Source organism: Pelosinus sp. IPA-1 (assembly GCF_030269905.1).
In the GTDB taxonomy this organism is placed as follows: domain Bacteria; phylum Bacillota; class Negativicutes; order DSM-13327; family DSM-13327; genus Pelosinus.
On sequence record NZ_BSVC01000010.1, the window covers coordinates 130,293 to 156,138 of the forward strand.

20 protein-coding genes and 1 riboswitch are annotated in these 25,846 nt (G+C 38.6%); of the genes, 2 read left to right on the top strand and 18 right to left on the bottom strand.

Annotated features, from left to right (window positions below):
* The 6 genes from QSJ81_RS22005 to QSJ81_RS22030 all read right to left on the bottom strand — a co-directional run bounded on the left by QSJ81_RS22005 (position 1) and on the right by QSJ81_RS22030 (position 9,981).
* The gene (locus tag QSJ81_RS22005; RefSeq protein ID WP_285719496.1) at positions 1-2,946 is read right to left on the bottom strand and encodes a hybrid sensor histidine kinase/response regulator; all 2,946 of its coding nucleotides are present in this window, start codon (positions 2,944-2,946) and stop codon (positions 1-3) included.
* Entirely contained in the window at positions 2,933-3,946 is a 1,014-nt protein-coding gene (locus QSJ81_RS22010; protein ID WP_285719497.1) for a GGDEF domain-containing response regulator, read from the bottom strand. The genes QSJ81_RS22005 and QSJ81_RS22010 overlap by 14 nt, the downstream gene beginning before the upstream one ends.
* A gap of 262 nt (positions 3,947-4,208) precedes the next feature.
* Positions 4,209-5,915 carry a methyl-accepting chemotaxis protein gene (locus tag QSJ81_RS22015; protein ID WP_285719498.1) on the bottom strand — a complete coding sequence of 569 codons (1,707 nt, stop codon included), beginning with the start codon at positions 5,913-5,915 and terminating at the stop codon, positions 4,209-4,211.
* A 72-nt stretch (positions 5,916-5,987) separates the two neighbouring features.
* Positions 5,988-6,073: riboswitch (cyclic di-GMP riboswitch) on the bottom strand.
* 80 nt (positions 6,074-6,153) lie between these two features.
* Positions 6,154-7,281 carry a YibE/F family protein gene (locus QSJ81_RS22020; protein WP_285719499.1) on the bottom strand — a complete coding sequence of 376 codons (1,128 nt, stop codon included), beginning with the start codon at positions 7,279-7,281 and terminating at the stop codon, positions 6,154-6,156.
* 177 nt (positions 7,282-7,458) lie between these two features.
* Positions 7,459-7,980 (bottom strand): cob(I)yrinic acid a,c-diamide adenosyltransferase, encoded by a 522-nt coding sequence (locus QSJ81_RS22025; protein WP_285719500.1) that lies wholly within the window; start codon positions 7,978-7,980, stop codon positions 7,459-7,461.
* Between the two features lie 273 nt (positions 7,981-8,253).
* Complete coding sequence (locus tag QSJ81_RS22030) at positions 8,254-9,981, bottom strand: methyl-accepting chemotaxis protein (RefSeq protein WP_285719501.1); 1,728 nt, start codon at positions 9,979-9,981, stop codon at positions 8,254-8,256.
* Between the two features lie 426 nt (positions 9,982-10,407).
* Between QSJ81_RS22030 and QSJ81_RS22035 the strand changes: the two genes are divergently transcribed.
* Positions 10,408-10,584: a hypothetical protein gene (locus QSJ81_RS22035; protein ID WP_285719502.1), complete on the top strand. Its 177-nt coding sequence runs from the start codon at positions 10,408-10,410 to the stop codon at positions 10,582-10,584.
* A 123-nt stretch (positions 10,585-10,707) separates the two neighbouring features.
* Here QSJ81_RS22035 and QSJ81_RS22040 read toward each other — a convergent pair whose 3' ends face one another.
* From QSJ81_RS22040 to QSJ81_RS22095, 12 genes are all read right to left on the bottom strand, one after another.
* Positions 10,708-11,349 (bottom strand): bifunctional 2-keto-4-hydroxyglutarate aldolase/2-keto-3-deoxy-6-phosphogluconate aldolase, encoded by a 642-nt coding sequence (locus QSJ81_RS22040; protein WP_285719503.1) that lies wholly within the window; start codon positions 11,347-11,349, stop codon positions 10,708-10,710.
* 37 nt (positions 11,350-11,386) lie between these two features.
* Positions 11,387-13,021 (bottom strand): dihydroxy-acid dehydratase, encoded by a 1,635-nt coding sequence (gene ilvD, locus QSJ81_RS22045; protein WP_285719504.1) that lies wholly within the window; start codon positions 13,019-13,021, stop codon positions 11,387-11,389.
* Between the two features lie 241 nt (positions 13,022-13,262).
* Complete coding sequence (locus QSJ81_RS22050) at positions 13,263-14,564, bottom strand: MFS transporter (RefSeq protein WP_285719505.1); 1,302 nt, start codon at positions 14,562-14,564, stop codon at positions 13,263-13,265.
* 28 nt (positions 14,565-14,592) lie between these two features.
* The gene (locus tag QSJ81_RS22055) at positions 14,593-15,543 is read right to left on the bottom strand and encodes a phosphoglycerate dehydrogenase (protein WP_285719506.1); all 951 of its coding nucleotides are present in this window, start codon (positions 15,541-15,543) and stop codon (positions 14,593-14,595) included.
* 55 nt (positions 15,544-15,598) lie between these two features.
* A complete protein-coding gene (locus tag QSJ81_RS22060; RefSeq protein WP_285719507.1) occupies positions 15,599-16,543 on the bottom strand; it encodes a sugar kinase in 945 nt (314 codons plus the stop codon).
* A gap of 72 nt (positions 16,544-16,615) precedes the next feature.
* Entirely contained in the window at positions 16,616-17,377 is a 762-nt protein-coding gene (locus tag QSJ81_RS22065) for a sugar phosphate isomerase/epimerase family protein (RefSeq protein ID WP_285719508.1), read from the bottom strand.
* Between the two features lie 132 nt (positions 17,378-17,509).
* Positions 17,510-18,535: a LacI family DNA-binding transcriptional regulator gene (locus QSJ81_RS22070; protein ID WP_285719509.1), complete on the bottom strand. Its 1,026-nt coding sequence runs from the start codon at positions 18,533-18,535 to the stop codon at positions 17,510-17,512.
* A gap of 177 nt (positions 18,536-18,712) precedes the next feature.
* On the bottom strand, positions 18,713-20,401 hold the full coding sequence (locus tag QSJ81_RS22075) for a methyl-accepting chemotaxis protein (RefSeq protein ID WP_285719510.1): 1,689 nt from the start codon (positions 20,399-20,401) through the stop codon (positions 18,713-18,715).
* A gap of 323 nt (positions 20,402-20,724) precedes the next feature.
* Positions 20,725-21,867, bottom strand: a complete 1,143-nt coding sequence (locus QSJ81_RS22080; protein ID WP_285719511.1) for a CCA tRNA nucleotidyltransferase — start codon at positions 21,865-21,867, stop codon at positions 20,725-20,727.
* 50 nt (positions 21,868-21,917) lie between these two features.
* Positions 21,918-23,372 carry a DEAD/DEAH box helicase gene (locus QSJ81_RS22085; protein ID WP_285719512.1) on the bottom strand — a complete coding sequence of 485 codons (1,455 nt, stop codon included), beginning with the start codon at positions 23,370-23,372 and terminating at the stop codon, positions 21,918-21,920.
* Between the two features lie 232 nt (positions 23,373-23,604).
* Positions 23,605-24,573, bottom strand: coding sequence for an extracellular solute-binding protein (locus tag QSJ81_RS22090; protein ID WP_285719513.1), 969 nt, complete (start codon positions 24,571-24,573; stop codon positions 23,605-23,607).
* Between the two features lie 2 nt (positions 24,574-24,575).
* Positions 24,576-24,728: a hypothetical protein gene (locus QSJ81_RS22095; protein ID WP_285719514.1), complete on the bottom strand. Its 153-nt coding sequence runs from the start codon at positions 24,726-24,728 to the stop codon at positions 24,576-24,578.
* Between the two features lie 117 nt (positions 24,729-24,845).
* Here QSJ81_RS22095 and QSJ81_RS22100 point away from each other — a divergent pair, with 117 nt between their 5' ends.
* Positions 24,846-25,781 carry a helix-turn-helix transcriptional regulator gene (locus QSJ81_RS22100; protein ID WP_285719515.1) on the top strand — a complete coding sequence of 312 codons (936 nt, stop codon included), beginning with the start codon at positions 24,846-24,848 and terminating at the stop codon, positions 25,779-25,781.
* Positions 25,782-25,846 lie beyond the last annotated feature (65 nt).

The following is a 25,846-nucleotide window of genomic DNA, read 5'->3' on the forward strand; positions in this document are numbered from 1 at the left end:
TTAAGCATCCTCCACTTGCACAGCCGCAACTTTTTCCAATAAATCCTTACGATCAAACTTACATCCGTAGGAGTTAAAACCAGCCTTTAGCATGGCTTTTTTTTGTATTTCATTTTGGGACTCATCAGATACCGCGATCACTGGTATCTCCGCCAAATTTTCATCAGCACGAATACGTTGTAACATTTCCATACTGTCCATATCGAGGGCAGTGACAACAACATCAATTTTTTGCTGACGAAGAAATCGTAATGCCTCTCTTCCATTCTGAGCGACAAAGACTTGATAGCCAGCATATCCTAAGTACTTTTTCACAAGTCTTTTACAAAACGGTGTATCTTCTACTAGCAGCACATTTTTAACTACCTTTTGTAACTGATTGTTTCCCCAAGGGATTTCTTGCAGTGGTACTGCCATTTCCAATAGTTCATATAAATCCAATAATAATACAATTTTTCCATTTACAATCGTAGATCCTAATAAGCCTTTGGACTGTATGTCATCCTCCGTCATCAGTAAGTCAATTTCCACTGTGTCTTGAATTTTTCCTACTAGAATGCCAACAGACTCTTTGACTGTTTTAGGATGAATGACATACCTTTTTTCTCCTACACTTTCTTGATAAGCAACCGGAAGATACTTTTCTGGCCTGATTAATTCTACAATATTTCCCTGGAAATGATAAAATTCTTTGTCGCCAATTCGTTCAATTTGGTGAGAACTAATTTCATTAACCCTAGCTACCATAGATAAATGTAAGGCAAATGTCTCCGGTCCAGAACACTGAAATAGCAATATTTTTTGTAAATGTTCTCTTTTCGCTTCTCCTGCTGCCAATTCGATTTGCGAATTAGTAGCTTCCTCTTCGGTAAACACTAGAGCAGCTTCGGCAATGCCAGTGGCATCCAGCACCATGGCAATACTGCCATCACCTAAGATAGTGACTCCAGAATAAACCTTTCTATCTCTTAAATGAGTTGGCATTGGCTTAACCAAAATTTCTTCTCGCCCATGAATTTCATCGACAATAAGGCCAAAAATGTTTTTCTTAACTTTTATGATTAAAATCCGTGTTATGCGTTTATTCTGTTTTTCTGGCAGTTTCAATCCAATTACTTCTGCCAAGTGAATAATCGGGACTAATTTTCCCCGCAGCCACAAAACTTGCTGCCCTTGAATGGATTGTATATTACTTATATCTTTGTCTTCTACAACTCTTACAATTTCCTGCAAATGAGTTTGCGGCAAGGCAAAAAAATGATTCTCTACGCCTACAATTAGTGATGGTATTATGGCTAGTGTTAAAGGTAACAGTAAGCGAAATGTCGTCCCTTGCCCCTTAGTCGTATACACCTCTACCGTACCACCGAATTTTTCAATATTCGATCTTACTACATCAAGTCCAACACCCCGTCCAGAAATATCACTCACCTTAGAAACAGTGGATAATCCTGGTGAAAAAATATAATCAAGCACCTTACTCTCACTCATAAATTTTCCTTGTCCCTGATGAATTAATCCCTGCTTTAAGGCCTGCTGTCTAATCTTCTCTACATTAATACCTGCCCCATCATCTTTAATATCAATAATGACACGCCCACCTTCATGACGAGCTTGTATCTCTAGAGTCGCAGTAGGATCTTTGCCCAATGACTTTCTCAAAGCAGCATCTTCGATGCCGTGATCTAAGGCATTGCGTATTAAATGAGTAAATGGATCAACCAACCCTTCCAAAATTGATTTATCCATTTCTACGTCCTTGCCTTCCATACGCAGAGTTAATTTTTTTCCCAGCTTTTTCGATAATTCCCTTATCAAGCGCGGTATCGGTTGGTATAATATCGATACTGGCTGCATACGTGTACGCATAATTTTTTCTTGCATTTCTGTCGTGGTATGGTCAATTTTTTGCAAGATAGGCCGAATTCCTGGAATACTATCTATCTCTTTTTCTAATGCTCGTAGTAATTGGTTGCGTGCCAAAACCATCTCACTCGCTAAATTAACTAAATTATTAAGTAACGTTACATCTACTTTAATACGCTCCGTATCAAAATCTTGACTGCTTCTTTTTTCTTCCCCCGCATCAAACTCACTTCGCTCCGCTTCTAGAAGATTATATCTGCTAGAACCAATTTTATTTGGGGCTTCTATAACTTGAAAAATCTCATTTTCCTGACTGGAAACATCAAATTCCACGATATCTTCCTGGTTTGCACCAAGGGCCATAACCGCAAGTTCTTTTTCCAATACTGTACTAAATAAAAAGATTGCTTCTTGCTGAGAAGCAGCTCTAGTACCTTCTTGAGCCTGAATAATATAATGGGTTAACATAACACCTATTGATTGGATACTTTTAGTTGTATTCCCGCACAGCCGCTCCGCCTCATTAGGCTCTATGGAATGGATGTCATACTGATATTTATATACTCTATGACCTTTTCTGCTTAAATCTTCTAGCGTCACTTTGACATCATGATAAGGTTTATTTGTCTTGGAGATTGTCTCTTGCATTTCGCTAGTCAAAGAACTCGTCGTACCCCTTACCTTTTCATCCATTCCAAAACTTTCGCTGGAATAGGCTTGTTTTAGTTCTTTTACATAGATAGTAATATCTTGTTGTTCGCTAGTTGTAATATAATCCAACAATACCTTAAGTTCATCATTCGCTGCTAACAATGCATCAATGATAGGTAAAGTAATGCCTATCTCTCTACTGCGCACTTTTCCTAGCAAACTTTCAATGGCATGAGACAATTCAACAATTTTGTGGAAACCAAAAAATCCAGCTGTCCCTTTGATATTATGAGCAGAACGAAAAATGGAGTGAATGATCTGCTCATCCAGTTGCCCCTTCTCAATAGTAAGCAATCCTGACTCTATCTTCTCCACGTGGCTTTTGGCCTCAGCAACAAATTCTTGAATGAGTTTTTCATCCTTTAACACTACATGCACCTCTCCCTACATCAATAGCAACCCATCTGTTTCTACCTTCACGTTTTGCTTGATACAAGGCATCATCTGCTTCTTTTTTTAAAGTCTCATAGGATGAATTGATATCTGGTATTATTGTTGCAATACCCAGGCTTATGGTAACATAAGGGCTGACTTTAGATGCTTTATTGAGTATTGCAAGTGATTCTACAGCAAGTCGAAGTTTTTCCGCTACCTTTTGTCCCCCTGCTGAGTCAGTAGCATGCAGAACTATGGCGAACTCCTCACCGCCATAGCGGGTGATTATATCACTGCTGCGTTTCACATTTTCAGCTAAGATAGCAGCAACTTTTTTCAAACATTCATCTCCCGCAGGATGTCCATAGGTATCATTGTAAAACTTAAAAAAATCCACATCTACCATAATGAAGGTCAACGCTTCTTTTTCCCGTAATGCATGCCACCATTCTCTAGCTAAATAATTCTCCAAACTTCTCCTATTGGGAATTCCTGTAAGTTCATCTTCTAAGGAAAGTTCTTTTAGCTTACCATTTACAACTTGCAGCTCTCGCATTACATTTTCCATCACGCGAGTCGTTTCTTGTAAGGTAGCATTACGTTGTTCTAAATCATGCTGATATGTTAAAATACGCCGGCCAACGGACAGGCGACAACTTAATTCTCTTGGATCAATCGGCTTCGTCACGAAATCATCAGCCCCAGCATCAAAGCCAATTACCACATCTTCGACATCACTTCTCTTGGCAGTTAATATGATAACGTAAGTATGTGCTGTCTTCTCACTCTGTTTTAACCTTCTGCATAATTCAACTCCATCTATCCCTGGCATAACCCAATCGAGGAGCACAATAATTGGTTCATTAATAACCTGAAAAATTTTCCAAGCACTTTCACCATCAGCTGCAAGAACAACCTCGTAACCCCAATGTTGTACCATTTCTGAGAGTATAGTGCGAATACTTTTTTCATCATCAATGATTAATACTTTCATTTGATCTCACCTTATTTCTATTAAAAATTATGTTCAATTGAACTGTTATGAGTTTTAATGATAGAAAATTACTTCCACTTTGACAATCTATCCATTTTTTCTTACTTCGCTACTTTTCATGAAATAACCTTCCCTTTTAGGCATGCATTGCATTGACAGATTCAGGAACCTATGCATCTGTTATACTAATGAGCTTTAAAAGCTAGTCTAGCGCAAACTTAATACTAAAGGCCCTCCTTAACGGAGGGCCTTTAGTATTATTCTATATCCTAAACTTTCTCACAACGCCTTGAAGTTCTTCTGCCATCTTAGCTAATGCCTGACTAGATGCAGCAATCTCTTCCATGGATGCCGATTGCTCCTCAGTAGCTGCAGATACAGTTTGGGTTCTACTGGCCGTATCTTTACTAATTTGGTCAATATCATGCACAGATGCTACGATCTTTTGGCTGCCGGACGCCATTTGTCCAATAGAAGCGGAAGTTTCCTTAATTTGATCTGCCAATTGATCAATAAAAGTAGAAATTTCTTTAAAAGCTTCCCCAGCAGTGTTTACGACTTCAGCTCCCACATTGACTTCGCGACTTCCTTCTTTCATAGCGTCTACAGCCTGCTCTGTATCCATACCAGCCTCTGCAATTAAATTTGCAATTTCCTTTGCTGATTCTTGAGACTGTTCTGCTAACTTTCGTACCTCTTCCGCAACTACAGCAAATCCTCTGCCATGCTCGCCTGCACGGGCAGCCTCAATAGCTGCATTCAAGGCGAGTAGATTGGTTTGTGCCGCAATCCCGGAAATCGTCTCAACAATTTGTCCCATTTCTTTCGATCTTTCTCCTAGTTTTTCAACAACGTTAGCTGATTTGGTCACCGTTTGTTCCACGATATCCATCTGATTCATTGCAGCTTTTACTGCCTTACCACCATCTTGGGCTGCCTTAGAAGTTCTATCGGATACCTCTCTCATTTTCGTTGCATTTAGGGCAACTTGTTCAATACCCGTGGATAACTGTTCCACTACGCTAGTAGTTGTAGTTACTGCACTAGCTTGGGATTCAGCCCCTTGGGCTACTTCACTAATGGTAGCTGCTACCTGATTGGTAGCTTGCGCTGATTGTTCCGCACTTGCTGTCAATTCTTCTGAAGACGCTGCCACCTGTTCAGCTGATTCAATCACCTGACGGACAACTCTTTTTAGATTATCAGCCATCTTATTTAAACCATGGCCTATTTCACCGATTTCATCCTGCTCAGCGATTTTTACGTTTTCTAGACCTAAATTCCCATTTGCGATTTCAGCTAAAAAAGTTCCTACAATTCCTAATCTGCTGACAATCATAGTAGATAGTTTCCATCCCAGTAAAATACTTAGTAAAGCAAAAAATCCTGTTAGTGAGAAAATGACTTTACCTGCAAAACTAGCATGTTCTTCCCCTTCTCGATTGGCTCTATCACTTTTTTCCGCCATATAGTTTGCCAATTCTTGGAGGGTTATATTTACCGCTTCTAGTTTACCTGCTGCCTGCTGGGTAAAATATGTATAGGCTTCTTGCTTTTTCCCTTGTTTTGCTAGATCTATTGCTTTTTGGCGCTCTGTCCGATACTGACCAATTGCTTCTTTTAGTTTAAGAAATTTCTCTTGCTCATATGGAGTTAGTTTTTGACTTTCATAGGCTGTTAAAGTTTTGTCCGTTTCTAACGCTAATGTTTTTATTTCAGTTGTTAACTTATCTTCTGTTCCCTTATCTACATTACCAAAAATAAGTTCCAGAATCATTCCGTGAACTGCCCTAAAATTATGACGAGTCTCATTTAATCTTTTAATAGACAAAAGATTTTCATTGTACATAATTTTCATTTCATTGCTCATAGCATTTGTATAATAATACCCTATCGAACCTACCGTGAGCATAGCCAGTGAAACTACTAAAATAATGGTAAGAATTTTCCCCTTAATTTTAAGTTGCAAAATAATCCTCCTAAAATAAAAAAATTAGCATCAGTTCACTATGTCCTGCTGCTAATTACAATTCCGAATTGAACCGGCAGCTTGGCAGTCATAGAATAGAATCCCTTAGACCCATAGCTTTGCGTCCTTATCTTTTGATAAGTTTGCCCAATATTATATTACCTAAATTTTCTTTATTCTACATTATATTACATATAATGTCAATATAACCAAATTCTTTTTGTACTATAAAAATCTATCATTTTTTGTCGATTCGGTTTAGAAGCAGGGCCGTAATGGCAGCTGTTAGTGGAATGGAGCAGATCAATCCAATGCTCCCTGTCAGAGCCCTCGTTATTTCTGTAGCAACAATATTTAAATTCATAACTCGTACTAAGGACACATTCTCTTGGGATGTAATCAGAAAAATCAAAGGTAAGGAACTCCCCGTATAAGCTAAAATTAAGGTATTTGCCATAGTTCCCATAACATCTCGTCCAACGTTTATACCAGATTTAAATATTTCTATAAAGCCATAATGAGGACAAGACTTTTTAATTTCAAATTGGGTAGAGGCAATCGATATCGTTACATCCATCACAGCACCTAGGGATCCTAAAATAATTCCTGCAAATAGAACTTCTTGAAAGTTCATAAAGGATAATGTAGTGACTTTGAGCATCATAGCTTCTTCACTATCTAAACCTGTTAAATGCATCATTGAAATCGAAATTGCTGCTAAAATCCCTGCAATAACAACACCGCTTACAGTACCAATGATTGCCCCCCAGGTCTTTGCATTCCAACCACTAATTGTAATCTGCGTTACGGTAGCAATCACTGCACAAACAAGCATGGTAGCTAAAATAAAGTTCCAATGATAACTCAAAATAAGGGGAATCATACCCTTAAGAATCAAAATTACAGAAAAACAAATAACAAACAAGGTCTTAACACCAATCTTTTTCCCTAACAACAATAATGATAAAATAAAGACACCGACTAATATATACATAGGGAAAAGGCGATTATAATCCGCAACATGGTATTGTTTTACACTTTGTGTCTCGTTTACAGCCAAAATAATTTTATCACCAGGACTAGGGTTTATGTCAAACAATGGCTGGTTGGTAGTATAATTGATACTCTGCACCTCTTTACCAGCTTCTGGCCCTGTTGTAAGTTGAATCGTTATTAAGTTTTTCCCACTAACCCCCATATTCTTATTAGACGGTATTTCAAGGGGTTGTACCGACAATACTACACCATTTATATAATCAATCGGTTGGGGATTGTTAGCTGCCGCAAAGGCGGGCGCTACATCCAAACGTAAGAAAACAATAACATTCATTAAAATATAGAGTAAAAAAATTCGTTGTAGTTTCATGATAAAACTCCTTGCTATAAAAAAATAAAATGTGCTGGACCTATCTGTACAGATAAATAAAACTTGATTTATAAGTTATTGTACTTCCAAATCTCGTAAATAAAGCATAGCTTGCCCCGAAAGACAAATTATGCCATTTTGTGAGGCTACAGTCTATTGTACTCCATAAAATCCTAGTTATGAATTAACCAATTCTTGCTGTTCTTCCAAAAAGCGGGCAAAGGTGTATAATACATCAGACAAGCGATTTACATATTTCATTAAAGATGAACTTACTGGTTCTATCTCTTCTAGTGACGTCATAAGCCTTTCAGCACGTCGGCAAACAGTACGGGCTACATGTAGAATCCCAGAAGCCTGGCTGCTGCCTGGCACTATAAATTTAGGAGCAGGATTCATAAGCTTGACGTATTCATCAATCCAAGTTTCAAAACGCAGAATTTCAGCCTCGCCGATTTTGGAAGGGTACATTTCCCCTTTAGGATCCGCTAGCTCAGCGGCGACGGCAAAAAGCTCTAACTGCACAATATGGATTTTTTCTACGATAGCTGAATTGATAATAAAATGCTTCCCAAAGCCTAATAATGAATTCAACTCGTCAATGGTTCCGTAACTATCTACGCGTATGCTATTCTTCCGCACGCGACTACCATCTAGCAGACTAGTCATTCCCTTATCACCTGTACGTGTATAAATCATATGTAAGCCTCCTATCTTTTTCTCATTACACCTATTGTTCTGTTTCTTAAACATTTCGACTTCTAGCTACATATTCCTGCAGATAGAGAAAGACTAAGATGTAAGTGGAGTGAAAAACGCCACCTACATCTTAGTCTTTGAATGTTATTGATTATAAGAAAAGACTTGGCTTGTGCCAAGTCCTCGAACGCAGGCAGAAGCCTTAGTCGTTCTTACTTGGAATCAAGAAAGTGTTATACTTTCTGATTCCGTAAAAAACGTAACAGTATTTCTTTATACTCTGAATTTACGGACAGCATCCTGCAATTCTTCTGCCATATGAGAAAGGCTGCGACTAGTTGCCGCAATTTCCTGCATAGATGCAGTTTGCTGCTCAGTTGCAGCGGAAACAGTTTGAGTCTGAAGAGCATTCCCTTTGGTGACTTCATCAATCCCACGAACTGCGCCAACAATATCTTGGCTCCCAATTGAAATTTGATTAGCGGCATTGGAAATTTCCTTAACTTGTGTAGTAACCTCACCTACAAGTTGGATAATCTGATTAAATGCATTCCCCGCCTCCAAAACTACTCTTGTACCATCCTTTACTTCTTCCGTACCAGTGTTCATTACCAAAACAGCTTGTTCCGTTTCCTGTTGAATTTCACTAATTAACGTTGCAATTTGTTTTGCTGCTTCTTCCGATTGCTCTGCAAGCTTACGTACTTCTTCAGCGACTACAGCAAAGCCCTTACCCTGCTCTCCTGCACGAGCAGCTTCAATTGCTGCGTTAAGAGCCAGTAGATTGGTTTGCCCAGCAATACCAGAGATGGTATCTACAATTTGCCCTATGTGCTTAGAGCGTTCTCCTAACTTGCCTACAACTTGCGCAGAATTTCCTACAGTAGCTTCGATATTCGCCATTTGTTCTTCAGCCGAGTTAATAAGTTTACCACCATTTTGAGCCGCAGAAGTTGTTCTTTGGGATGTGTCCGTGGCATGCTGCGCATTTTGAGCTACTACTTTCGCATCAGAAGCAGATTTTTCAGCCACAGTTAAGGTAGTATTAACTGCATTTGCTTGTTTTTCGGTTCCTGCTGCTACATCCATGATGGAATCAGCAACTAAGGTGGCAGCCTGCGCAGATTGTTCTGCACCAGCAGTTAGTTGTTCTGATGCCGCTGAAAGTTGCTCTACTTTCTCTTGCACTTGTGAAAAAAGTCGTTTTAAATTACCTTTCATTTCTGTCAGCGACTTGGCAAGAATACCAAATTCATCGGAACGCATGCTAAGTCCTTGATGAATTGATCCTGAAAAATCGCCCGCTGCCATAGTAGTCAGCTCTGCTGTGATATGCTTTATCGGATATGTAACCTGTTTTGTTAGGTAGACACTCAGTATTACACCCAAAATCAAAGCTATAACACTTAATGTAATTGCCATAGTCACATTATAAGATACATTATGGTTGGCTTCATCCACCTCTGCGAGAGCATGCTTAGCATTTTCTTCTACAGTAGTATGTAGTGTTTGTTGTATAGACTGAGCAAATGGTGTTAACTCACGAGTTATCGCACCACTTGTCAGAGCTTTTTCATTCGCTTTTTCGATATTGCCAGCTATTCTATCTTTATGTTGTTCCCGCAACACTGGAATAAGTCGAGTCACTACACCAGTCTTATATTTAGTCGTATCATCAATTAGTTTTTCTATATCTTTTAACTTGTCAGGTGGCGTCAAAGCAAGAAGTTGTTTTTCTAATTCCTCAACAGCAGTCAACTTTTCCTCAAAGTTTTTACTATATTTTTCATCTCCATCTGCTATGTAACGTCTGATTTCTAATACTGCACTCGTATATTCATTTTCAGCTTTGGCTGCAGTAATTGCCGCTGCATTACTAGTCTGAATATTATTGATACCTTTTTTTATTTGATTAGAAGACCATAATGAATATACACTCATCCCCACCATTAAAAATAAGATTGCTGCTAAAGATACAATAATTTTTTGTCGAATCTGCATTACTTTATCCCCCTAACGCTTTACATAGTAAGACTATTGTGTGTGCCCTGACATTTCTCAGTTTTTCCAGAAAGATTTGATACAAAAAAATATCATATTTCTGATTCAAAAAAGATATTTTTCTAACATAATTTCATACAACTTGTCAGTTATTGTCACTTTTTATTCCAATAAATATTATAAACTATAACATTTACTTAATAAATATACAAGTTTTTTCAAGTAAATTTCCCCTTATTTAGCCATATTCTATAAAAATCATTAATATAACGACAATATCAAAAATTTATCTACTTAATAAATATGCGAAAAATTAATTACTACTTAATTCTCTATTTTTGATGCTATATTAAAAACATTACCAGACTATCGCCTTGTTAATTTGGAAAACTATTATCAGCTCTATTAATTAAGGAGGTATATCTTTTGGATAATAAAAAAGTTTATCAGCAATGGAACGGCAAAAACATTAATGGCGAAGTTGAATCCAATAATAATATTCTTTCAACAGAAGCAAAAAAGAGTACTACTGCAGATATGGAATGTACAGTAGGTGTTGATACTTTTTCAGGTAATGAACTGTTAGAGGACACAGACTATTAAAAATCTCCCTTAAAGTAGTTTTACAACAAGAGTCCTGCAGATAATGTCTGCAGGACTCTTATTGTGCTATAGAGAGTACTAGTTGACTCTTCTAGACTCCTTATATCCTATGTCCCATAAAACTCATGCTCTGGCTAAACGTATGGCCTCAACGAATTCTTTAGCCTTTGTTGTAATAGAAGCATAATCACCAGTTTTGGCTCCTCCAGTAAGGTTACTACCTACACCCACTGCCACGCAGCCTGCCTTGATCCATTCTCCCACATTATCAACGCCAACACCGCCTGTAGGCATCAGTCTTGCCTGAGGTAGAGGGCCCTTAATGGCTTTAATAAAACCAGGTCCGAAAAGTTCCCCTGGGAACACTTTAATAATGTCTGCACCAGCTTCCATGCCTTCCACTACATCTCTAATAGTCATTGCACCTGGCATGATTGGTACCCGATACCGATTGCATAATTTGACAGTGTCTACATTCAGACAAGGAGATACAACATATTGCGCACCACTTAAAATAGCAATTCTTGCTGTTTCTGGGTCAAGAACTGTTCCAGCTCCAAGTAGAATGTCCTCTGGTGAATAAAGTTTTGCCAATTCACTTATGATTTCATTAGCGCCTGGAACGGTAAAAGTGATCTCAATGGCTACAACACCACCTGCAATGCAAGCTTCTGTAACCTTCTTTGCCTCTTCTTTGGTTTGCGCTCGCACAACGGCAACGAGGCCTCCCTCAATAATCTTAGTGATTACCTTTTCTTTCTCCAATTTTTTATCCTCCTGATCTTTCGATTCTACTCATGTTTTAACGGCGAACTGCGCCTTTAGCAGAAGAAGTCGTATTTGCTCCATATAATTTAAGAAATTCACTTTCTACGTCCTTAATAACTGGTTGATAATTTTCTTTCCTGTTTTGATATTCTTCTTCTGTAATTTCCCAGTGAATACTTCGCTCGTAAATATTGATACTTACTCTGTCACCATTTTGCACAAAAGCAATGGGTCCTTTTTCTGCAGCTTCTGGAGAAAGATATCCGATTGACAATCCTCCCGAAGCCCCTGAGAAACGTCCATCTGTAACGATTGCAGCATCACCCACTGCAGCAATAATCTCAGTGGCTCTATGCATCTCCCTCATTCCTGGGCCACCAATAGGACCCTCATTACGAATTATAAGTACATCTCCAGAAGATAATTCGTCTTTTTGCGCTGCATTAATGCAAGCTTCTTCTGAATCAAATACCTTCGCAGGACCTGAATATATCCATTTTTCTTTAGGAACAGCGGAGCACTTAACGACAGCCCCTTCTGGTGCCAAATTACCATATAACACAGCAATACCACCTTCCCTGGAAAAAGCATCTGTAAAGGAGTGAATAATAACTCCATCTGCATCTGCAGCGCTTTCTAAGTTTTCAGCCAAACTTTTTCCATTCACACCTACTGTATTTGTGGCTAAAACAGGGATTAGTTCCTTCATAATAGTAGGAATTCCACCAACAGGATAAAGATCAGCTACTGTATATTCCCCACCATTTGGCGTCACCTGTGTCAATAGTGGTGTTTTACGACTAATACGGTCAAAATCACGATAAGTCCATTCAATACCACATTCTTTGGCAATGGCAGGTAAATGCAATACACTATTTAAAGAAGCCCCCATAGCTAAAATAACAGCTGTTGTATTATGAAATGCCTCTTTTGTCATGATATCACGGGGTTGTATATTTTGATTTACCAAGTTTACAATCGTGTAACCTGTATCATAGGCATTTTGTTCTTTCTCTCTACTAATGGCTGGTATTAGAGAAGATCCAGGTAAGGAAAGGCCTAGTGTCTCTACTGCAATACTCATCGTATTGGCTGTTCCCAAAAAGGGACAAATACCAGCCGTAGGATAATACTTTACCGTTGCTTCAACAAGTTTTTCCTCATCAATTTCACCACGAATAAATTGTTGACGAGCGCTCTTAGATTCACTGGGTTTAATCTGATTGATCATAGGCCCCCCAGTAACCATGGCAGTTGGAATATTTAACTTTGCTGCCGCCATTAGCATAGCTGGCACAATCTTATCACAAGAACCTAGTAATACCATTCCATCAAAAATACCATGGGCTTTTATCATGACTTCAATTGAGTCACTGATTAATTCACGACTTGGTAACACATATCTCATTCCATCATGCCCTTGAGCAATACCATCACAAATCGCTATGGTATTAAATTCTAATGGATGCCCACCATTATCAATAATACCCCGTTTTACATGAGCAGCTAAATCCCTAAGGTGTGCATGCCCTGGTACGATTTCATTCCATGAGTTGACTACTGCAATGATTGGCCGATCTAAATTTTTATAGTTAGCTCCACAGGAACCTAGGTGCCCTTTTGCTATCGCCCTTTGGTATGCGGGCATTTTTGATAATACATTATCCATAAGAATCCCCCTACTCATTTCAAGAATTAACACCACTGCCCAAACTTAGGCTACAGATAAAGAAGACTTGATTCAGATGGAGTTTTAACTCCATTTGAATCTTAGTCGCACTTATCCAGGGACTTAGCCGCTCTTAACTCACACTTATAGAAGATGGGAGTCTTAGAGCGGTTTAGTCATCGGATAAAATCCATTACATTGATTTTTCTTATCAAAACGTCGTACGATAAGAGTAGAATAATTAGTTCGCAATATGGGTTGTCGCTACATCGGAAGAAGAGGTTTTTGTAACCAATGTCAGTATGACTGCTAGTACTAATGAGCTTGCCATAAATATATAGGATGCACTTGGCCCGCCTGTGGCACCATTGAGATACCCTACAATATAAGCTCCGACAAATGAACCTAACGCTCCAAAGCTATTAATGAGTGCCATGGCTCCCCCTGCCACATTTCTCGGTAAAATTTCTGGAATGATGGCAAAAAATGGTCCATATGGAGCATACATCGCACCACCGGCAATAACTAACAGAAAATAAGATAGCCAAAAGTTAGAAGCCCCTAATAAATAAGATCCGAAAAAGGCAATGGCACCAATGAGTAAGGATATCCATACAAAACCTTTGCGATTTTGCGTTTTATCAGAATAGTATGAAACAATTACCATCAAAGCTGCCGCCAAGGCATAAGGTACCGAAGTGAGCCAACCTGCAGCAACGATCCCCATATTAGATGCGGACTTAATAATAGATGGTAGCCACATCACAAATCCATAAACACCAATACTCCAAAAGAAATATTGAAAAGCAAGAGTAATAACCTTCGGTGATTTGAAAGCTTCTGCGTAATTTTTAACTGGTTTTAAGCCTTTCTGCTCTTCTAGTAAGGCTTCTTCAATATCCTTTTTCTCAGAAGATGTAAGCCAATTGGCTTCTTTGGGATGATCTGTAACCATCATCCACCAAATAACGGCCCAAATAATCGAAGGGATACCTTCTATAATAAACATCCAGCGCCAACCAAAAGAATTTACAAGATATCCTGATACGATAGACATCCATAATACAGTAATTGGATTCCCCAAAATCAAGAAAGTATTGGCTCTAGAACGCTCCGATTTAGTAAACCAATGGCTCAAAAATACCAGCATCGCTGGCATAACTACGCTTTCCACGACCCCCAACATAAATCGAATAACATATAGGGCAGAGATATCGTTAACCATACCTGTTGCAGTAGCCAAGCCACCCCATAAGATCAATGTCCAAAATACGAGTTTTTTTGCACTGCGTTTTTCAGCATAAAGTGCACCTGGAATTTGAAAAAAGAAATACCCTAAGAAAAATAATGCACCAAGTAATGAGGATGCGGATGCCGTAATGTTCAGATCCCGAGCAAGGCCAGAAGCTGCCCCAAAACTATAATTCGCCCGATCAAGATAAGCTAAGCTATAAGTGATAAATGCCAACGGAATCAATTTCATCCAACGACTAGGAGCCAACGCTTTTACTTCCATTTTACTTTCTCCTTCTTCTCTTAACATTTTTATACCCTACTCACATCTTGCTATGCTACCTCACAGGATAGTGAGGTAGATTGCCACCTAAAACTGCTACCACATCAGTAGCAACCATTATGCTCATTCTTGCCACCGTTTCACGAGTATTTGAACCGGCATGTGGGGTTAAGACAACATTTTTCAAACTAAAAAATCGTTCATCAAGCAGAGGTTCCACTGCAAAAGTATCTAAACCCGCACCAGCAATTACCCCTTCCTGCAAGGCCTTAATTAGATCTTTCTCAACAATCAGATCGCCACGGGCTGTATTGATAAGTACAGCTGTATTTTTCATACTTTGCAAGCTTTTTGCATGAATCATACCAACGGTTTCAGGGGTAGAAGGTGCGTGCAATGAGATAAAGTCTGCTTTTTTAAAGAGCTCTTCCAACGATACATACTTGATTCCATACTGAGCAGCAAAGTCAGGATTAGGCCAAACATCGAAAGCTATTATATTCATATCAAAGGCCGCAGCCCTTTTAACAACTTCCCTACCGATATTTCCTGTTCCTACAATTCCTAACGTTTTACCTGATAGCTCTGTTCCCGTAATTCTTTCCCATTTTCCTTGCCGTACCAATTGGTCCATAGCGGCAATATTACGAGTCACTGCCATTAATAGTCCCATGGCTAATTCAGCTACTGATTTCGTCAGAACGCCTGGAGTATAGGTCACTTGTATCCCATGTTCTTTCGCAGCAGCAACATTAATATTGTCATACCCTACGCCATATTTACCGATAACTTTAAGGGTAGGCATTCCTGCTGCAATTACCTTTTCAGTTACCTCATCCGTCCCTGTAATCAACGCATCCATTCCTGGTATTAACTCTAAGAGTTCTGCTTCTTTTAAAGGCCTTCCAACTGGATTCCATGTAATTAAATATCCTTGGGATTCCAAGAGGGCTTTTGCCTCATCACATAATGCAAATGATCTTGCCGTTACTAATACCTTAACCAAATACTCATCTCCCTCACACCTACATTTTTTTACAAAACTAGTTTTCTACACCCTGTTATCCAAAATTAGTCTGCAAATATGATTCAAGTTGTAGTGAATTTGGTAATCCATCATTATCACCTGGGAACATGACTGCTAATGCTCCAATCGCATTTCCCCTCACTACTGCCTCTTTAAGGGATAGACCAGCCTGCAGGCCACTTACTACACCTACGGCAAATCCATCTCCTGCACCCACAGTATCTACGACCTTTTCCACCTTGAACCCCTGCACTTCGAAAGAAGAATCTTGTGTTTTAACAAAAGCCCCCTTCTCACCTAACTTAATAACGACAGTGGACACCCCTTCTTTCAAATAGAAGTCAGCAATCTGATTTGGATCATCACTACCTGTTAAGATTTTACCTTCATTAACCCCAGGTAATACAAGATCGCTGAGAAAAGCTAAATCATTAATAACACTTACCATTTCGTCCTTACTTTTCCATAATTGTGGTCGTAAGTTGGTATCAAAGGAAATAGAAATCCCTTTTTCTCTAGCAGCTGCCATTAGTTTGTAACTCACTTCCCGGCAAGTAGAAGATAGAGCAGGAGGTATTCCTGTTAAATGAAGATGTTTGACTTTGTCCCAGAGAATATTACTAACATCTTCTGTGTGTAAGTGAGAGGCTGCTGAATGCCTGCGAAAATAAAAGACTTCTGGATCACCGATTTCTACTTTTGATTTTAATTGAAAGCCTGTAAAATGCCCTGCATCATAGGTCACATACCGAGTATCAATGTTATTTTCTAAAAGAAACCGATTAATATATGTTCCAAAAGGATCTTCTCCTAACTTTGTAATATAAGCTACCTCATGACCTAGTCGCGCCATGCCGATTGCAAAGTTTACTTCTGCACCTGCAACAAGCTTAGTAAATTCTTCGATTTTATCAAGCTCTCCCTTTTGATTGGCTAAAAAGAGTGCCATAGGTTCTCCAAGAGTAAGAATTTCACACATATATTTTCCTCCTGTCATTTAAAACAAAAATAATATCGAATGCCCTAGTGAGTATTATGATTCTAGAATTACTTAATTAGGATCTACTATTCTTTCAATCGCGCCCTTTAACACTTCAACTGGCTTAGGGCCACAAGGATATTCAATCCCCAAAGGAACATTTTGCGGCAGCATCTTTAGTATTGCCCGCCAATCCAATTGCCCTTGATCCAAAGCACGAGCAACTGGTTCGTCGTTTTCATAAATTACATCCTTCAAGTGGATATATTTCACATATTCTCCAAGTTGAGAAGTATTACTCACTGGATTTTCATTAACCCAACACCAGTTGCCGATATCGTAAGTACAGTAAATAGGAATTTCATATTCTTTACAACAATCTAAAAACTCTTTTAGCACTGTTACTTTCCCACTTAACAGAGTTTGATCATTTTCTACAGTGACAACCATATTTCTTTTTTGTAAGCTAGCTTTTAAGGCTTCAATTTCTTCAACATTACTAGCATCAAAATCACCAATCGTAAACTTTACCATCTTCATCTGCATACGTTCAGCCTCATCTAGGCAAGAAAGAACGTTACTACGATCAAAACGTTTTTTACTGAAAAGGTCGACTGGAACTGAATATAGCAATTGAATTTTTTGTTTCTCTGCTTCTAGCACCATTTGCTTTATTTCCCCAGGGAAATCGACAATCCACTCTCGGCGAATCTCAATTTTCGATACTCCCAAAGATTTAACTAATTCAAATGTTTGCCACTGTCTAATTCCTGCATCAATCAACTCCTTAAAAACAATCGTGTTGATAACAATATTTTCTCTCATCCTCTTCAAAATCTGCCTCCTCAATTTTACTAAATGCTTTAGTTTACCAATTTCGTTTATCGGTTTCTAAATCAAAAAAATATCAACTTCTCAAATAATAGTTTACCGTTTTAGTTTATCGGTTACTAAGTTAAAAATTTTTTATTTTTTTAGCTTAGTAGATCCTCTAATAATGAATTGACTTTCCAATTCAATGACCTCAGGACTACTTTTCGAATTTTCTTCTAATCTAAACATCATACGTTTGACGCACTCAACACCAACATCATAAAAAGGCTGGGACACTACCGTGATTCCTGGTCCAATCAACTCCATCCAAGGCCAGTTATCAAAACCGCATATGGCAACATCTTGCGGGATAGTTAGACCCAAACGATGCATTGCCCCTAATACACTTATCATAGTGACACCATTAGCAGTAAATATTGCATTTGTCTGTCCCTGATTGTGAGCCAGAAATTGTTGCACTTGATTTTCAATACCACTTTCATCTTTACTATCAATCACATATTCTTGTGGCTCCAATTGTAGCATGTGACATGCTTCCTTATAGGCCTGCTGCCGAATCATTCGAGTTCCAATGTTATTAATCGGTTCTGTAAAATAGCCTACTTTTGTAAATCCTTCTTCTGCAAGATAGGTAATCGCATCAATAGTAGCTTGATAGTCATTTGTTTTAACAGTATCAAACATAGTAGGAAAAATAGGTCTATCAGCTAATACAATAGGAACGTGATTCTCTGCAATATCGCGTAAAAATTCGTTATTATCGCCTGACACATTGATAATTAAGCCTTCTACTCTTTGATCAATCATCGATAAAATATATTCTCGTTCTTTTTCACTATCATTATCTGTGTTGGCAACCACAACATTATATCCACATTGTTTACAGTAATCTGTAATACCCTTTACCAATATAGAAGAAAATGGATTGCTGATATCAGCAATTAGTACGCCAATTAGATGGCTCTTACTTGATTTTAAGCTTCTCGCCAAATTATTAGGACGAAAATTTAATTCCTCAATAATACCTTTAATCCTCTGTTGGGATTCAGCCGACATAAATTCAAACTTCCCATTCAGATATCTTGATATTGTTGTCTTAGAAACTCCTGCTCTTTTAGCAACATCCGCAATTGTGATATTCGTTTTACTTTTTTCCATCTATATTCTCCCTACTAGAGGATGTTTATCGGTTTCTGAAACCAATAAACATGAATCTTTTTTCATAATATCTGATAATTCCAACATTGTCAATCTACATTTTTGAGTTAAATCTAAAAATGTAGGCACTCTTCCTTATAGGAAAAGTGCCTACATAGGTATTATATACTCGCCTATCTATAATCGGAATTGGGACACAATTACCTGCAGTTCAGCCGCCATGTTGGCTAATGCTTGGCTGGAAGACGCAATCTCTTCCATGGAAGCAGATTGTTCTTCGGTTGCTGCAGAAATGGTTTGGGTATCTCCTGCCGTTTCAGCAGCTACGGTTTTCACGCTGTCTACAGAATGAACAACCTGACCACTAGAAGCGGATAAGACTTCTGCAGCTGAGCCAATTTCTTGGATTTGACGATTAAGCTGCTCTACCAAGCCTGTAATAAAATTGAATCGTTCACCAGTTGCAGTAATAACCTCCGTTCCCTTGGCTACCTCATTCGTTCCCTGATTCATGGTTGTTACGGCTGCACTTGTATTAGATTGAATTTCACGAATAATAATAGCAATTTTCTGCGCTGCTTCATGGGACTGTTCAGCTAATTTTCTTACTTCATCAGCCACCACAGCAAACCCTCGCCCTTGCTCACCGGCCCTTGCTGCCTCAATCGCAGCATTAAGTGCTAATAAATTTGTTTGTCCTGCAATACCGCTAATTACATCTACAATTTCTCCGATTTGTTGAGAGCTTGCTCCCAGTTGCTGAACCACTTGGGCAGCTTGGGCAACCGATTCTTTAATTAATTGCATTTGAGCTACAGCTTGTCCGACTGCCTCACCACCAGCATTCGCAGCTTCAGCAGTCTCCCCGGAATTAGTAGAGACATTTTTTGCATTACTGGCAATATTGTCAATCGCGGTTGCCATCTCCTGCACAACAGAGATTGTTTCCTCAACGGCGAAAAGTTGACCCGATGCACCAGTAGCTACGTTCGTAACTGTTTCCGCAACTTGACCTGCTGCTTGTGCCGACTGCTCTGAACTTGCAGTTAATTCCTCACTAGCTGCCGCCACTTGTTCCGCCGACTTTGCTACTTGGCTTATCACCTTACGCAGATTCTCTGTCATTGCAGTAAAGGATTGTACCATATCTCCAATTTCATCCTTACCAACATATGTAATCTTCACTAGGCTTAAATCACCATTGGCAATGTTTTGAGCCGATACTGCTACCTGACTTAGAGGCCTCGATATACGTCTTGCTAAAATCAATGCAGCAGCGCAGGCTAAAATAAAAATAATAACATCCAGTATCCCAACTATTGCCTGCATATGATCCACAGCTTCCCCATTTTCTTTTACACGTAAATCCATACGCTCCGCTAAAAATTTCACTGTATCATTCATGTTTTTTTCAGCAGTTTCTATTTTCCCGCCCGCTGCAGCTACGGATTTCAGAGCTTCCTCCTGCCCAATCGTTTTCCGAGCAAGAATTCCTTGATCTGAAACCTTATGATACTCAGCCAATGATGCTCTAAGGCCAGCTACTTTCTCTTTCCCCTCTGGTGTAATCAATTTCTTTTCCAAGCTGGATAAGGTATCCTCCATTTTTTTTCTTGATGTTTCATAACCTTGAACATATTTAGGATCTGCTGTTAATATAAAACCACGAACTTGAGATGCTTGATTGTTTAGCTCAATGTTAAGATCCTTAATCTCAACTACTAGAGGAACGCTTCTTTTTAATACACCATCGTAGCCGTCTTGTACATTGTCAATTTTGTAGTAGGTAAACACACTTAGCCCTGTAAAGGCTAGCACAATTGTCATGCACACCAATAGAATTTGTTTGCCAATCGTTAGTCGCATAAATTACCCCACCTTATATTATAATATTTACAAAAAAGATTTCCTTATATTACTACTTCTGGCTATTTTACATTTTTCTCCACATCAAGACAAAAGTCCTTTTTATATTGTTATATTTATGATTTTTTGACATTTTATTTACTTTAAATGATATAAGCCATAGGAATAATTTACTAGTTAATCCAATTATAAAAACGACTCTGTAATTAAAATAACTAAATTCATTAAAGTAACTAAAGTAATTAAAGTTACTAATTGCTTTTTTAAACATCACTTAATAAAAATTGCTCCGAAATTATCATTTCAGAGCAATTTTTAACTAACTATTTAATATTTAGTTGTCTTGAAATGGCTTCTACATGCTTCTGTCTTAACCATTCTCCAATTTCTTTACCTTGCAAGGTTTTAGGAACCACTTCTCCTTTAGGCAAGACCATTGCCGCTCTCAGCGGTCCTAGTTTTAGATTTATTAATCCTGCAGCATTAACAATGAGGTCGTATTCCTCTATTGCAAGAGAACCACGTCTTAATTTAGTAATTATATCTACAATCTGACTAGGAGTTGGATTATCTAAAATGCCTATAATTTCACTGACAGTAATCGCCGCATCCAGCCAATCACCAGGTAATGTCATCCTATTATTCCATAAAACTAAGCTCTTCTTGTCCAGCACTAAGCCTAATGATGCAAATCTTAGTTTCGGATTATGTGTTACGCCTGCTACTAAATCTAGCATGTTGATTGCTTTTTCAAACTCTGTAATAGATAACGCTGCTATTTCTTTAAATGTAACCTGTAGCAAAAAAGCCTCTGCTAGAACCTTGAAAAATTCCCCTGGTTGCTGAGCTTCTGCTAAAACCTTTGTAAATTCACTAAGCACCCGCTCTACAGGCTCTTGTGCAAGTTCTTCAGCGGTCTTAGTGGCAAGCTGTAAGGTCTCTTTATCGATGCTAAAACCAAAACGGGCAGATTGTCCAGCCAGCCTCAAAGCTCGCATAGGATCATCGGAAAAGTGTTGACTTGTCGCTCGTAAGACCTTATGTTTGATATCCTGTATCCCGTGAAAAGGATCAATAATCTCTCCCGTCAAACTATCCTGAGCGATGGAATTGACTGTAGTATCACGCCGAAAAAGATCTTCTTCAATGGTTATTTTGGGCTTAGCTGACACTTTAAAACCTTTGTATCCGCTTCCCTCTTTTCGTTCTGTTCTCGCAAAAGCTACTTCCCGCTTTATGCCATCAATCCCCATGTGAAATACAGGAAAAGACTTTCCACATTCCTTAGCTTCAGGAAACAGTTCCTTAAAATTTTTCTTAACCATTCCCACTACGCAAAAATCAATATCCTTAGGGATCACTCCCATAAAACTATCCCGAACACAACCCCCAACTCTAAAAACACGTCCGCCATTCTCTGCAATAATTTCAGCAAATCGTTTCTCTGTTAATCCGCTATCACTCATTTTTGTATCCTTTTCCTCTCAACTTTTGCCTCTTACCCAGTTTATATGGATTATATACTAGAAAAACCTACTTCTTTTACCTTATGTACCTTGCCTTTTATCTTTGTTTCTTGGAGCCCGTCTATGACAAGATCTCCTTTATCTCCAAGGATCTCAACATAGGAGCAGGTATCTTGGACATCAATAATGCCAATATCGCCTCCGCTAATTCCCGAAATGGTAGTAAGCGCTCCTAGTATATCTCCTGGTCGCATCTTCGTCTTTTTTCCTGCATTTATCCTAAGTCTAGTAATCTGGCGATTTAATGCTTCGCTTTTATCAAATTTTAACGTAGGCCCAATTTCAGCATGTTGATTAAACATCAATTTTCCTGCTGCCACGTCTTCCCTATTCGGAAATTCTTGTTTTGGTATCTTATATTCTACATATTCCTCTATTTCACGCAAAATCCTATATTCATTCCCAGTTACAAAAGAAATAGCCCTACCTATATTCCCAGCCCGCCCTGTTCTGCCAATTCTATGAACATAGCTTTCATTATCCTGCGGCATATCAAAGTTAACCACAAGAGATATATCATCTATATGAATCCCTCTTGCTGCCACATCCGTCGCAATCAGAAATCGGTACTCTCCTCTTTTAAAATCTTGAATGGAGTGCAAGCGATCTCTTTGTTCCATTCCCCCATGCAAGCTTCCACAAGAATAACCTTTTTGTTCCATCTTTGCAAAAAGATTTTCTACCTTGTCCCTTGTATTGCAAAAGACAATACAACTATCCGGTCTTTCAACATAAATTAGGTTCGTAAATAGATCAAACTTATCATTTTCTTCTACTTCATAATAAACTTGCTCAATGCTTTTTACACTCGGATTTTCTGCATCAACTTCTATCTTTATCGGATTCTTCATGTATTTTTTGCATATTTCCTGAATCTTATCTGGCATGGTAGCAGAAAATAACATGGTGACCCTGCTGAGAGGCAATACTGTTAGGATAGCTTCCACCTGCTCGATAAAGCCCATATCCAGCATTTTGTCTGCTTCATCAATAATCAGATACTGCACTTCTTCTAGATTCATATTTTTTCTTTCAATGTGATCTAAGGTTCTTCCTGGAGTACCAACAATAATATGTACTCTTTGCCTTAATTCTCTTTTTTGTACTTCCATTGGTTGTCTACCAAAAACAACGGCACACCTGATTCTTTTAAACCTTCCTATATTGGAAATCTCCTGTTTTACTTGTACTGCCAATTCCCTAGTTGGTGTAAGAACCAATACCTGAGGATTTTTTTGCTCGATTATTATTTTTTCACAAACGGGAATGGCAAAGGCAGCTGTTTTACCACTACCAGTCTGAGAGCTCACTACGATATCCTTCTCTGCAAGAGCCAAGGGTATTACCTCTTCCTGAACCCTAGTAAGTGTCTCATACCCTAACTCCTTTAACGCTTTTGCTATTTCCTTACTAAAAATATACTTCTCAATATTCTGACCATCCATATGATGTACAACCTCATTTTCCTCAAATTATCTTATCGTTAGCCTGCAGTAGTTTGTCTATCGTTATACATATAATAGCATAGCTGAGAGTGATATAAAAATGATCCCTATAAGTAGGGATCATTAAGAATCATTTAACTATATTTTTTTAGTGTAATAGACACAAATCCGTATTTATTGACCATTGGCATTTTTTAAGTATTGTAAAGTTTCCTCTGCTTCCTAGGATACTCTACAACCCTTTCACTACATGTTGAAGCTCTACTGGCAGAAAAAGCATCTCATCTTCCCGGACTTGTGGTGGATTGATGGGAATAAATCCTGCTGTATTCATAAACTCTTGTCCATCCGTCAAAAGGAACTCTAAAAATTCTAATGCTTCTTTACGATGAGGTGCATTATTTACTAAGGTTAAGCCATAAATAATCGGTTGTCCTTTTACCTCGACAAAAGATCCCTCTGCCTTGCCAGTAAGTTTTAAAACAGCTTGCTGATAATAACCTGCATACTCTAAAGATGAAAAGTCTAGTTGCTCTGGTAACTTCACATAGTGATAACCGCCTTGTTTCGCTGAGGATTCATACATAAAGAAATAATCTAATTGACCTGCATGAAGTTTTTCTTGAATTACTTTGCCATCATTCACAATATTAGTAGGATGAAAGTTATTTTCGAGTCGTTGGTATAAACCAGGTAATTGATAATATTTTTCGGCCAATTGCAGCGACAAGACGGCTCGATAACCACCTGGATCTAAATTGGGATCTGTGTGACCATATTCTACATCTGGTCTAGCTAAGATCTCATACCAATTCTCTTCATTAATTTCATTACCATATTTGCTTTTATCCGTATACACTAGGACAGCCTTGTTTCTAGCAAAAAACACATTAAACTTGGCAAATTCCGGCTTCATTAACGTATCAATGGTTTCATAGTCTGCTGAGGCGACAATATCACAGGGCCTGTTCAATTCTGTTACTTTGCGGGCAGCTTCACGACTACCGCTACCTTCTAATACTACCTTGATTTCTGGATGAATGGCTTCATAAGCATTAGCAATTTTTTGAAAAGGTCCATTTAAACTGCCTGCATGGAATACAATGACCTCTGTTCTTTGAGGGTTTTCGGCAGCCTGTACAACTGAGAAAAACGATAAAAGTAAAAATAAACATATTAAAAAACTATACTTACTTTTCATAATCATAACCCCTTTCCATTTTTGATTTGTTCTATCTTACAGGTAAAATCCAATGGCGCAGCGTATAATACAGAACTTAGAACAATAAGATCCACATGTTTTGCAAATTCTTTAATGCGAGCTGCTTGGATTCCCCCTGCGACACCAATTTTCAATTGACTATAAATCTCCTTTTTTAAAATGTGATGTATTTAGAGATTGTCCCGTTGTTAAATCCAGAAAAATACGTTATGCTGTACACAGAATAATCAAGTAACCATGAGGTGATAGTAATGTCAAACACTATAGCTTACACCCCAGAAGAAGTGGCTAAAATTCTTAAAATTTCACGTTTCACCGTCTATGAATTTATCAAGCGCGGCGATTTGACAGCTTACCATATCGGACGCAAACTACGTATAGAAGCATCCGATCTAGAGAAGTATATGAAAAATGCAAAAGGTATAAATGTAATAGAATCACCAGTCGTCACTCAAACTGCTAACGTCTCTTCTACTGCTCAAGATGGTTTAATTATTTATGGACAAGATGCTGTTTTAGATGTGTTAACTCGTCATCTCGAAAAAAAGATGCCTCAAGTTCGCTCTTTACGTTGCTTTAATGGTAGTATGGATGGCTTGATTGCTTTATACCGTGGTACAGCCAATTTGATTACAACTCACCTTTGGGACGGAGATACGGGAGAGTACAACACTCCTTATGTACGTCACCTGCTACCAGGCCAAAGGGCACTCATTATTAATTTAGTCTATCGCCAAGAAGGATTTTATGTAGCTCCTGGCAACCCTAAAAATATCAAGGACTGGCCAGATTTGCTACGATCTGATATTCGGTTCATTAACAGAGAACGCGGCTCGGGTGCCAGAGTACTGCTTGATGAAAAGTTCCAACAGCTTAACCTTGATCCAAGATCCATTCCAAACTATGACCAGGAAGAAACCAGCCATCTGGCTATCGCCAGTTTGGTCGCCCGCGGCGAGGCTGACGTAGGGTTAGGTATTGAAAAGGCAGCAATGCAAGTACAAAATGTAGAATTTATTCCTCTACAAAAAGAACGATATGATTTAGTTATGTTGCGGCATGATTTAGACAAACCTCACTTCCAAGCCTTGTTGTCCATATTGCGTTCTCCTGCATTTCGCAATGAAATCGCAGGCATGGGAGGCTATGATGTATCACGAATGGGTGATATCATCGCAGAACTGTAAATATAAAATCCTCCTCCCAAAAAGAAGTACCGGCTGAGAACGTCATAAACGATCCAGCCGGTACT